13 protein-coding genes and 1 pseudogene are annotated in these 10,903 nt (G+C 71.5%); 9 read left to right on the top strand and 5 right to left on the bottom strand.

Annotated elements, in window-relative coordinates:
• Positions 1-642, top strand: a pseudogene (locus HW578_RS07240) (heme biosynthesis HemY N-terminal domain-containing protein); the annotation flags it as partial.
• Between the two features lie 29 nt (positions 643-671).
• Here HW578_RS07240 and pcaG read toward each other — a convergent pair.
• The 4 genes from pcaG to HW578_RS07220 form a co-directional block, all read right to left on the bottom strand.
• Positions 672-1,226 (bottom strand): protocatechuate 3,4-dioxygenase subunit alpha, encoded by a 555-nt coding sequence (pcaG, locus tag HW578_RS07235; protein ID WP_198369875.1) that lies wholly within the window; start codon positions 1,224-1,226, stop codon positions 672-674.
• A gap of 1 nt (position 1,227) precedes the next feature.
• The gene (locus tag HW578_RS07230) at positions 1,228-1,920 is read right to left on the bottom strand and encodes a dioxygenase family protein (RefSeq protein ID WP_198369874.1); all 693 of its coding nucleotides are present in this window, start codon (positions 1,918-1,920) and stop codon (positions 1,228-1,230) included.
• Positions 1,921-1,931: 11 nt separating this feature from the next.
• Positions 1,932-2,546 (bottom strand): fumarate hydratase C-terminal domain-containing protein, encoded by a 615-nt coding sequence (locus tag HW578_RS07225; RefSeq protein ID WP_198369873.1) that lies wholly within the window; start codon positions 2,544-2,546, stop codon positions 1,932-1,934.
• 71 nt (positions 2,547-2,617) lie between these two features.
• Complete coding sequence (locus tag HW578_RS07220) at positions 2,618-3,487, bottom strand: fumarate hydratase (protein ID WP_198369872.1); 870 nt, start codon at positions 3,485-3,487, stop codon at positions 2,618-2,620.
• 90 nt (positions 3,488-3,577) lie between these two features.
• Between HW578_RS07220 and HW578_RS07215 the strand changes: the two genes are divergently transcribed.
• Genes HW578_RS07215 through HW578_RS07190 form a run of 6 tightly spaced genes read left to right on the top strand, consistent with a single transcriptional unit; the run spans position 3,578 to position 7,617 of the window.
• The gene (locus tag HW578_RS07215; protein WP_232478749.1) at positions 3,578-4,189 is read left to right on the top strand and encodes a glutathione S-transferase family protein; all 612 of its coding nucleotides are present in this window, start codon (positions 3,578-3,580) and stop codon (positions 4,187-4,189) included.
• Between the two features lies 1 nt (position 4,190).
• A complete protein-coding gene (locus HW578_RS07210; protein WP_198369871.1) occupies positions 4,191-4,781 on the top strand; it encodes a carboxymuconolactone decarboxylase family protein in 591 nt (196 codons plus the stop codon).
• A 27-nt stretch (positions 4,782-4,808) separates the two neighbouring features.
• A complete protein-coding gene (locus tag HW578_RS07205; RefSeq protein ID WP_198369870.1) occupies positions 4,809-5,777 on the top strand; it encodes a Bug family tripartite tricarboxylate transporter substrate binding protein in 969 nt (322 codons plus the stop codon).
• A gap of 4 nt (positions 5,778-5,781) precedes the next feature.
• A complete protein-coding gene (locus HW578_RS07200) occupies positions 5,782-5,967 on the top strand; it encodes a hypothetical protein (protein ID WP_198369869.1) in 186 nt (61 codons plus the stop codon).
• Positions 5,964-6,884, top strand: coding sequence for a 2-hydroxyacid dehydrogenase (locus HW578_RS07195; RefSeq protein ID WP_198369868.1), 921 nt, complete (start codon positions 5,964-5,966; stop codon positions 6,882-6,884). Before HW578_RS07200 ends, HW578_RS07195 begins: the two co-directional genes overlap by 4 nt.
• Positions 6,877-7,617: a GntR family transcriptional regulator gene (locus HW578_RS07190; protein WP_369407840.1), complete on the top strand. Its 741-nt coding sequence runs from the start codon at positions 6,877-6,879 to the stop codon at positions 7,615-7,617. The genes HW578_RS07195 and HW578_RS07190 overlap by 8 nt, the downstream gene beginning before the upstream one ends.
• On the opposite strand, the gene HW578_RS07185 is transcribed toward HW578_RS07190, so the two are convergent.
• Positions 7,604-8,413, bottom strand: coding sequence for an alpha/beta fold hydrolase (locus HW578_RS07185; protein ID WP_198369866.1), 810 nt, complete (start codon positions 8,411-8,413; stop codon positions 7,604-7,606). The genes HW578_RS07190 and HW578_RS07185 overlap by 14 nt on opposite strands.
• Before the next feature lie 76 nt (positions 8,414-8,489).
• Between HW578_RS07185 and thrC the strand changes: the two genes are divergently transcribed.
• Both thrC and HW578_RS07175 read left to right on the top strand, forming a co-directional pair.
• Entirely contained in the window at positions 8,490-9,890 is a 1,401-nt protein-coding gene (gene thrC / locus HW578_RS07180) for a threonine synthase (RefSeq protein WP_198369865.1), read from the top strand.
• A gap of 98 nt (positions 9,891-9,988) precedes the next feature.
• A complete protein-coding gene (locus HW578_RS07175) occupies positions 9,989-10,867 on the top strand; it encodes a class I SAM-dependent methyltransferase (protein ID WP_198369864.1) in 879 nt (292 codons plus the stop codon).
• Positions 10,868-10,903: the final 36 nt, after the last annotated feature.

Genomic DNA, 10,903 nt, shown 5'->3' with positions numbered 1-10,903 from the left:
GAGGCGCTGGCGCTGGCCGCGCCCGATGCGCCGCGCGCCGCGCTGGCGCTGGCCGCCTCGTTGCAGGAGGAGGACCCGGCGCGCGCCGCGGACTTCGAGAAGCAGGCCTTCGCCGCCGATGCCGGCTTCACGCCCGGCGCGATCGCGCATGCGAAGCGGCTGGGCGATGCCGGCGGCGGACGGCGCGCGCGCAGCGTGCTCGAGCAATCCTGGCTGGCCGCGCCGCATCCCGATATCGGCACGGCCTGGCTGGCCGGCGAGAAGGACCGCCTGGCACGCGTGAAGGCGGTCGAGGATCTGGCGCATCGCAACCGCGAGCATCCCGAAAGCCGCCTGCTGATGGCGCGCGCGGCGATCGATGCCGGCCTGACCGGGCGCGCGCGCACCGAGCTCGATGCGCTGGTCGCGAGCCGCACCGCCGACCGCCGCGCCTTCCTGATGCTGGCCGAGCTCGAGGAGGTGGAGCACGGCGACACCGCCGATGCGCGCGCGGCGCAGGCCAAGTGGCTGCGCGCGGCAGCCAATGCGCAGGGCGCGCCACGCTGGCGCTGCGGCGCCTGCGGCGTGGATCATTCGGCCTGGAAGGCGGAATGCGCATCCTGCGGCACGGTCGGGCGGATCGCCTGGTCGGCGCCTGGGTAGCGCGTGGCCCGCGCCGGCGCGTTCGCGCGCTACAGGTCGAAGAAGGGCGTCTCGTTTTCGCCTCGCAGGCGGATGTCGAAGCGGAAGCAGCGCAGGCCCTTCTCGCGCCGCGCGGGCTCGGCCACCAGCAGCGGGCGCAGCGCGGTGGGCAGCGCCGCCATCACCGGATCCGGCGCGGTGTCGAAGCCGGGGAAGAAGACCGTGGTCAGCACGCGGCGCATCAGCCCCGCCCCCATCACCGTGATGTTGGCATGCGGCGCGCGGCTGCCGGTGGCATCGGTGAAGCCACCCGGGATGATGGTGCGGAAGGCGTAGCGCCCTTCCGCATCGGTGAAGGTGCGGCCCCAGCCGAGGAAGGCCGGGTCGGCGCCGAAGCGTCCCGCCGCATCGGCCTGCCACATCTCGAGGATGGCGTTGACGCAGGGCGCGCCGCCTTCGCGCGTGACGGTGCCGCGCAGGATCACCGCCTCGCCCTGCGTGGTCGGTTCGGCATCGGCGCTGACGCGCGTCAGGTCGTGGTCCGCGGAGCCGAAGAAGCCCTTGGGGAAGAAGGGGCCGATGGTCTGCTGGGAGGTGGGCAGCATCTCAGCCCTCCGGCGTCGCGAAGCGGCCGCGCAGGACGATGTCGTGCACGAAGCCGAGATGGCGTGACCCGACCGAGGCCGGCGGCAGCATCCGCGCCACCATGCGCGCGCGCGCCGCGGCGTCCGGGATGGATTGCAGGATGCGGTCGATCTCGTTCAGCGGATCGCCGGGGAAGTACATTTGCGTCACCAGGCGCGACAGGCAGGACGGGCCGAAGACCGAGAAATGCAGGTGCGGCGGGCGCCACCAGGTCTCCTGCACCGGCACGGGATAGGCGCCGGGCTTCACGGTGAAGAAGGCGTAGCGGCCATCGGCGTCGGTGCGGATGCGGCCATGGCCCTGGAAGTTCGGGTCGAGCGGCGCGGGACTGGTGTCGATGGCGTGCGCGTAGCGCCCGGCGGCATTGGCCTGCCACAGCTCGACCACCGCGCCGGCCACCGGACGCCCGGCTTCGTCGAGGATACGGCCGCTGATTTCCATCAACTGCCCGATCGCGGGCTTGCCTTTCACGACCTCCGCGAGGTTCGCCTCGCCATCCGGCAGCTTGCGGTGCAGCGCGGCAGGCGCGGCGTATTCCGTCGCCCCCGGTGCGCGCGGGAAGGGTGCGCGCGCGGGCGTATGGGTCCAGGTGTTCGGGTAGCCGGGCACCGGCACCACGGGCTCGATGCCGGGCGGCCAGGGGGCTTCATGCATGGCGCACTCCTTCACGATGCGGCGCGGTCGGTGGCGAGGCGGGCGAGGATCGCGGGCATGCGGTCGGCGGCCTGCTGCTGCAGGGAGTCGAACAGCGAATTGCCATGCGCATCGATGCCGACGGTAAGCGGCCCGAGACCTTCGACGGCGAGGCGTACCAGGCGGTAATGCGCCACCAGGTCGGGGTAGGCGACCTGCCGCACCGCCTTGATCGCCGCCGTATGCAGCGGCGCGCCGCCGCCCAGGAATGACAGGTAGACGCAGCCGACCTCGCGCATCGCATCCGTGCAGGCGGCATCGAGCCCGCCCTTGCCACCCACCGCGGTCAGCCCGAAGTGGCGGATCAGCCGCGGCATCAGCGGGTTGAAGCGCGTGCTGGTGGTCGGGTTCATATAAAGGATTTCGAGCCCGCCATCCGCCGTGTCGCGGCTATAGGAGCCGAGATGCAGCAGCGATCCGCCAGCCAGCGCGATGGGCGGGTCGCGCGATTCCTCGACGCAGGCGACCAGGCGCTGGATGGTGGGCAGGCCGGCGGTGATGACGATCTCGCCCTCGACCAGGATGCTCTCGCCGGCGCGCAGCGAACGCGCATCGGCGCGCGACATGGGGAAGCGCATGGTCCTCATGCCAGAGTGCCGCGGCCGATCCAGACCTCCCGTGCTCGGCTGCGCCTGCGCCCTCCGGTCATCGGGCGCGCTCATTCCATGCGCTCCACGCTGCCATCGGAATGCAGCCGCGCGCGCGTGCGGCGGTTGATCCAGCAATTGAAGCAGACCGCGACCGGCGTGTAGCCATGCCCCGCCGCGTAATCGACATGCACCGCGAGCGCGGTGGTGTCGCCCCCCGTGCCCATCGGCCCGAAGCCCGTCGCGTTCACCCCGCGCAGCAGGCGCTGTTCCATCGACGCCAGCACGGGTTCGGGGTTGGTGGTGCCGATGGCGCGCATCGTCGCCTTGCTCGCGATGCGCGCCGCGACGTCGAAGGACCCGCCGATGCCCACGCCGATGATCACCGGCGGGCAATGCTGCGATCCCGCCTGCAGCACCACGCGCATGACGTAGTCCTCGATCTGCGCGAGGGTCGGGAAGGAGAAGGTCTCGAGCGCCGCCCAGCGCCCCGATCCCAGCGCCTTGGGCTGGCACAGCATCTCGACCCAGTCCGCACCGCTCGCGACATCCCAGGTCACCAGCGGCATGTCGCGCCCATGGTAGCCACGCTCGTTGGTCAGCGGATTGGTCACGTGCTTGAGCAGCGGCGGGTCGATGTGCTCCACGAGTTCGTCGAAGCCCTCGCGGATCGCCGCCTTGATGTCGCCCTCGATCCGCGCGGCGGTGCCGATGGTCACGTGGTACACCGGCACGCCGGCATCGGAGCAGACGAAGCGGTTCTCCGCCTCCGCCTTGCGCGCACTGCCCAGCATCATGCGCAGCACGTCGCGCGCGCCCTGATGTGTCTCGGCGGCGAGCGCGCCTTCCAGCGCGCCCAGCGTATCCGCCGGCACCCGCCGCAGCGACCAATCGTATAGCTGTGCCGAGAGCGCCTTCACGGCGTCATGGGTGATCGGCATCCGTGCGACCGTTCCTTCCTCCCTGGACGTGCGCGACGCCCGCGCTAAAGTCATACATATGACCTAACGGCACAAGGGGGATCGCCAACCATGATGAAGCTGCACTGGTCCCCGCGATCGCCCTTCGTACGCAAGGTGATGGTCGCCGCGCATGAGCTCGGCCTCGCGGACCGCATCACCATCGTGCGCACCGTGGTCGCGATGGCGAAGCCTGCGATCGAACTCCTGCCGGAGAACCCGCTCGGCAAGATCCCGACGCTGGTGCTCGAGGACGGCACCATCCTCTACGACAGCCTGGTCATCATGGAATACCTCGACAGCCTCGCCGGCGGCGGGCGGCTGATCCCGCGCGAGGGCATGGCGCGCTTCACGGAACTGCGCCGCCACGCGCTGGCGAATGGCTTGCTCGACCTGCTCATCCTCTGGCGCAACGAGCGTGACAAGCCGCACCCTCTGCCCGCGCTGCTCGATGCCTTCGCGGTGAAAGCCAATTCCGCTTTGGGCGCGATCGACGCCGAGATCGACGCCATCGCCGCCACACCGGTCGGCATCGCGCAGATCACGCTGGCCATCGCCGGCGACTACATGGATTTCCGCTTCGCCGACCTCGGCTGGCGCGACCGCGCGCCCCGCTTCGCCGCCTGGCTGGCCCGCTTCCGCGAACGCCCCTCGATGAAGGCCACCCCCGTGGTGGATGGCTGAGATGCGCATCCCGCTGCCGTCATCGCGCGAGGACTTGGCAAGCGACGCGCAGCGCGAGGTCTGGGACCGCGTCGTCTCCGGCCCGCGCGGGCGCGTGGTGGGGCCGCTGCGCGCGGCGATCCATGCGCCCGACCTCGCGCGCGCCTGGTCGGCGCTCGGGGAATCCCTGCGCTTCGGCACCTCGCTCGGCAAGCGGCTGTCGGAGCTCGCCATCATCGTGACGGGCCGGCGCTGGTCGGCGCAGGTGGAATGGAGCGTCCACGCGCAGGCCGCCGCCGATGCGGGCCTGGAGCCGGACATCATCGCAGCCATCCGCGACGGCGCATCGCCGCGCTTCACGCAGCGCGACGACGCGCTGGTCTACGATTACGCGCGCCTGCTGCTGCGCGACGGCACCGTGCCCGCCGCGCTGCATGCGGAGGTCACGCAGCGCTTCGGCGTGAAGGGCGTGGTCGAGCTGACCGCGCTGGTCGGCTACTACTCCATGGTCGCGATGACGCTGAACGCGCACGAGATCCCGCTGCCGGACAACGCCGCGCCGCAGCTGAGCGCGCCGCCGGAGGGATTGTTCGACCAGCCGCCACCAGCCTGAGCCAACGACAACGGGAGGAAGCAGAACATGATCCGCAGACGGACCGCTCTCTCGGCCCTCGCGCTGCCGGCGCTGGCCGGCCGCGCGCGGGCGCAGGCCTTTCCCGACCAGCCGGTGCGCCTTGTCGTCCCCTTCGCCGCTGGCGGGCCGGCCGACCTGATCGCGCGCACCATCGGGCGCGTGATGGGCGATCGTCTCGGCAGGCCGGTGGTGATCGAAGCGCGCGCCGGCGCCGGCGGGCTGATCGGCGTGGAGCATGTCGCGAAGTCGCGCCCGGACGGGCAGACGCTGGCGCTCGCGAGCAGCGGCGCGATGGTGATCCTGCCGCACCTCCAGCCGAACATGCCCTACGATCCGCGGCGCGACCTCGCGCCCATCGCGCAGGTGTTGAGCGTGCCGCAGATTGTCGCCACCGCGCCCGGGCTTGGGCCGCGCAACCTGGCGGAGCTCGTGGCGATGGCGAAGGCGCGGCCGGGGCAGCTCGCCTACGGATCGGCGGGCGTGGGATCCTCGCTGCACCTGGCCGGCGAGCTGTTGAGGCTGCGCGCGGGCATCGACATCACGCACGTGCCCTTCCGCGGCGCGGCGCCGGCGGTGACGGAACTGCTCGCTGGGCGCATCCAGATCCTGGCGGCGGACGTGCCAGCCTTGCTGGCGCATGTGCGCGCCGGGACCGTGCCCGCGCTCGCCATCACCTCGCCGCAGCGGCTGGACCTCCTCCCCGAGGTGCCGACGGCCGTGGAAGCAGGCGTGCCGGGCTTCATCAGCGAGACCTGGTATGGCGTGCTCGGCCCCGCCGGCATTCCCGCCGATCGCATCGCCATCCTGCATGCCGCGACGAAGGCCGCGCTCGAGGATGCCGACACGCAGCGCGTGCTGCGCGACCAGGGCGGGCGCATCGTGGGCGGCTCGCCCGAGGAATTCGCCACCTTCATCCGCGGCGCCTACGAGTCCTGGGGCGAAGTCGTGCGCGTTACGGGCATGCGGCTGGAATAGCGCGATGCATCGCCGCACCCGCCTCGTCGCGCCGGGCCGCGTGCCCGCCGGCCCTGCCACCCGCGCGCGCATCGGGCTGCTCCGCGCCAAACCGCGCGGTGGTCTCGCCCGGGCGCTCGCCGCGATGGGTCCGGAGATGATCGCGCGCCGGCGCGGCAGCATCGCGGCGCGGGGAACCACCATCGCATGACCGAGACCATCCTGCTGCTCTCCGCCATTCCGGCCGACCTGCGCGCCGCGCTGGCGGCCCGTCACACGCTGGTCGAGGACACACCGGGCGCGACGCGTCCGGGCGTGCGCATCGCCGTGACCATGGCGCTCGCCGGCGCGGGGGAATCGCATTTCGCGCGCCTGCCCGAGCTTCGCCTGCTGTCCTCCCAGGGCGCGGGGCTCGAACGCATCGACCTGCCCGCCGCCGCGCGGCGCGGCATTGCCGTGGCCTATACGCCCGACGTGATGACCGAGGACGTGGCCGATGCCGCCATCGGCCTGATGTACGCGGCCGCGCGTCGGGTCGCCGAGGCCGACCGCTTCGTGCGCGCCGGGCGCTGGAACAGCGAACGGATGGGTCTCGGCATCAGCCTGCACCGCAAGGCGGCGGGGATCGTCGGCCTCGGGCGGATCGGCCAGGCCATCGCGCGGCGCTGCGCGGGGCTCGGCATGGATGTCGCCTGGACTGGGCCGCGGCCGAAGCCAGGCCAGCCCTGGCCATTCATTCCCGACCTCCGCGCGCTGGCGGAACGCTCCGACGTGCTGATCCTCGCGACACCGGGTGGTGCCGAGACGAACGGCATGGTGGATGCCGCCGTGCTGGCGGCGCTCGGGCCGCGCGGCGTGCTGGTGAACATCGCGCGCGGGTCGGTGGTCGATGAAGCCGCGCTGCTCGGTGCGCTGGAATCGCGCGCCATCGCCGGCGCCGGGCTCGATGTCTTCGCGCGCGAACCGGGCCTCGACCCGCGCTTCCTGTCGCTCGAGAACGTCGTGCTGGCGCCGCATTCCGCCTCGCTCACCATCGAGACGCGTGCCGCGCTGGTCGCGCGCATCCTCGATGACATCGAGGCCTTCCGCGCCGGGCGGCCCTTCGTGAATGCGGCCGCCGGTGCCTAGCGCCGCCGTCGATTTCAGTCGCAGCGCCGTGGCGCGCTACATCCAGCTCGCCACGCTGTTCAGGCGCCGCATCGACCAGGGGGCCTGGCGGCCCGGCGCGCGCATCCCGACGGTGGACGAACTCGCTGCCGAATGCGGCGTCGCGCGCGCCACCATCCGCCAGGCGCTCGACCAGCTCGAAGCGGAAGGGCTGATCGAGCGCTTCCGTGCGCGCGGCACCTTCGTGCGCGCCACGCCGGCGGCGAACCGCCTGTGGTGCGAGGTCGAGACCGACTGGTCCGGCCTGCTGCGCTCGCGCGAGGGGGCCGAGATCGAGATCCTCGGCGAGACGCCGGGTGTTCCGGCCGCCGACCTGCCGCCGGTCGAACTCGGCCGTCCCGCCGCGGGCTACGTGCATATCCGCCGGCGCCATTGGCGCGACGGCGCACCCTTCCTGCTGGCCGATGTGTACCTGGACGAAAGATTGCGCCCGAAGGTCTCGGCCGACGACCTGCGCGGCCGCACCGCGCTGAAGCTGGTCGCCGCCATTCCCGGCGTGCGGGTGGCCGATGCGCGCCAGGTGCTCACCATCGGTAGCGCCGATGTCGAGACGGCGGCCGCGCTGCGCATCCCGCTCAACGCCCCCGTCGCGCATGTGCGCCGCGCGGCGGTGGATGCGCGCGGCGTGCTGCTGCTGGTGGCGGACGGGATCTACCGCGGCGACCTGGTGCGCATCGACATCAAGCTGCGCTGAAGATCCGCCGCGCGAAATCGATGAGCGCGGCGGCGGTGGCGTCCGGCTGCTCGGGCAGCAGGGCGTGGCCGGCGCGCGCGATCACCACGCGCGTGACCCGGGGGCCGAGCGCGTCGCGCAGTTCCTCCTCGGAGGGCGGCGCCGCGATCGCGTCCTCGGCGGCCGCAACATACAGCAGCGGGCGGTTCTCCGCGGCGCGCAGCCAGGCGCGGTCCGTCGTCGCCTCGCGCGCCGCGCGCTGCGCCAGCGCCACGTCCTTGTGCCAGCCCCCGAGCCAGACGGACGCATCATTGCCCGGCGCGAAGTAGCCACGGCGCAGATGTTCGAGCCGCTCCGCCGCCGGCAGGTCGGTGTCGAAGCTGCCGGCGATGGCGCGGCTGATCTCCGGCGCGACGGTGGTGCCGGTCACCGCCGCCAGCATGGCGCAGCCAGCCACCAAGTCCGGGCGTGTGTGGGTGATGATGCGCGCGACCCAGTTGCCCGCCGCATGGCCGGCGACCAGCGCGGGACCGGTGCGCTCGGCTTCCATGGCCGCGATCACGTCGGCGGCCATGTCGTGCAGCGTCGAGCCCGGGCGCAGCGGGTCGGATCGGCCGATGCCGCGGGGTTCGGGGCGGATCAGCCGCAGCCCGGCGGCGACCAGGAGCGGCGCGACCCCGTCGAAATCCTCCTGCCCGCGGCCGAGAGAAGGCAGCAGCACCACCGGATGCCCCGCGCCCATGGTGATGACTTCCAGCGTGCCGGACGTCAGGCCGAGCAGATGCACCTCCCAGGCCGGAGATTGTGCGGTGGTCATGGCGGGTCCTCCCTGGGCGGGAGGATAGCGCGGCGCCCTCTCGCCGTCCTGCCGCGCAGCCGGTAAAGACAAGCGCATGCGCTACATCTCCACCCGCGGGCAGGCCACCCCGCGCGATTTCGAGGCCGTGCTGCTGGCGGGGCTCGCCGAGGATGGCGGGCTCTTCGTGCCGGAGACCTGGCCGGTGCTGTCGGCCGCCGAATGGCGCGCCATGCGCGGCCTGCCCTATCCCGCGCTGGCAGCGCGCATCCTGTCGCTGTTCGGCGCCGACGCCATGCCGCTGCGCGCGATGTGCGACGAAGCCTATGCCGGCTTCGGCCACCCCGCCGTGGTGCCGCTGGTGCAGCTCGACCATCGCTGCTTCGCGCTCGAGCTGTTCCATGGGCCCACGCTGGCCTTCAAGGACATGGCGCTGCAGCTGCTGGGACGCATATTCGACCACGTGCTGGAGAAGCGCGGCGAGCGCGTGACCATCGTCGGCGCCACCAGCGGCGACACCGGCAGCGCGGCGATCGAGGCCTGCCGCGACCGCACCGCGGTCGACATCGTGATCCTGCACCCCGAGGGCCGCACCAGCGAGGTGCAGCGCCGGCAGATGACCTCGGTGCTTGCGCCCAACGTGAAGAACATCGCGGTGAAGGGCGATTTCGACGCCTGCCAGGACCTGGTCAAGGCGATGTTCAACGACGCGCCCTTCCGCGCGGAGATGCGGCTCTCGGCCGTGAATTCCATCAACTGGGCGCGCATCGCCGCGCAGATCCCGTACTACGCCGCGGCGGCGCTGGCGCTGGGCGCGCCGGACCGCGAGGTGGCCTTCTCCGTGCCGACCGGCAATTTCGGCAACGTGCTCGCGGCCTGGGCGGCGCGGCGCATGGGGCTGCCGATCGCGCGGCTCATCGTGGGCTCGAACCGCAACGACATTCTCGCGCGCTTCCTGGCCGCCAACGACATGTCGGCGCGGCCGGTGGAACCCTCGCTCTCGCCCTCCATGGACATTCAGGTGAGCAGCAATTTCGAGCGCCTGCTGTTCGAGATGCTGGGGCGCGACGGTGCCGCCACCGCCGATGCCATGACGCGCTTCCGCGCAGAGGGCCGCATGCCGGTGCCCGACGCCGCCTGGCGCGAGGCGGCTGGCCTGTTCCGCGGCTTCACGCTGGACGATGCCGGCACGCTGGCCGAGATCCGCCATCTCTGGACCGCCGGGCAATACCTGGCGGACCCGCACACCGCGGTCGGCACCGCCGCGGCGCGCGCCCTGGCACCGGAGGACGCAGCCATCCCGGTGGTGGTCGCCGCCACCGCCCATCCGGCGAAATTCCCCGATGCGGTGGAACGCGCGACCGGCATCCGCCCGCCGCTGCCCGCGCGCCTGGCCGACCTGTACCAGCGCGAGGAACGCTTCGACGTGCTGCCGGGCGACCTCGGCGCCATCGAGGCCGCCGTGCGCGCCCATGCGCGGCGCAATGCGGCTGAATGACGGGGCTCTTGGATGAGAAGGGAGACTGCGCGGACGGAGGGTTTGGCGCTAGACTATCGCCGGTCACGGTTGCTTGGCTAACCAGTCGGGTACGGCGAATGAAGCTCCACGCAGTGGCAAATTCGGCGTTACGTGGGGTGCTGCCCTTCCAGGGGGCGCTGCGGAGGCTAAAGAGGCGGCTTCGCCCCTATCGCGACGATCCTGCTAATTCCGACTACTGTCTTACCCAAGGGCTGGAACAGATCGAAGCATTGCGCGCTGCGGGTGTCGCCATCGAAGGTTCCGACGTCCTCGAGTTCGGCTCGGGCTGGGTGCCAATCATCCCCCTCGTTTTTGCGCTCGCGGGGGCACGGCGCGTAATCCTCACTGACGTTGCGCGGTTGATGGACGAACATACGACCGAGCGGGCCAAGGAGGTGATCGCCGGGCGGATCCACGACGTCGCGACGGTGCTCCGCCAGACCGCCGACGAGTTGTGGCTGCGCCTTCGAACGCCCTTCACTCCGAGCTACCTCGTTCCCTGGGACGCGGAGACGCACCCGACGAAGTCGGTCGACATCGTGATCTCGCGCGCGGTGCTAGAGCATGTCCCCGCGGAGACCATCAGGCACTTCCTGGGCCAGTTCCATCGGATCCTGCGGCCAAACGGGGCCATGTGCCACGTCATCGACAATTCAGATCACTGGCAGCACCGGGACCGCAGCCTAAGCCGCGTGGATTTCCTGCGCTACGAGGACAATGGCTGGCGCTGGCGCGTCGCGCAGGTGAACGAGCAATCGTTCCAGAACAGGCTGCGTCACAGTGACTATCGGCGCATGCTGGCCGAGGCTGGCTTCACGATCGCCGGCGAAGTCGGCACACCGGATGCGCGCTGCCTCGTCGATCTGCAGGACCTGAAACTTGCCCGCCGGTTTCAAGGCCGCGACATGGACGATCTCGCTATCCTCGAATCGCTCTTCGTTGCGCGTAAGCTATGAACACCTTGCCAAATCACTCAGGGTATGTCGTCAACC

Origin of the sequence: Roseomonas rosulenta, assembly GCF_016106005.1 — a bacterium.
Classification (GTDB): domain Bacteria; phylum Pseudomonadota; class Alphaproteobacteria; order Acetobacterales; family Acetobacteraceae; genus Neoroseomonas; species Neoroseomonas rosulenta.
The sequence above is the reverse complement of the archived record's forward strand: the minus strand, read 5'-3'. Positions and strand labels throughout refer to the sequence as shown.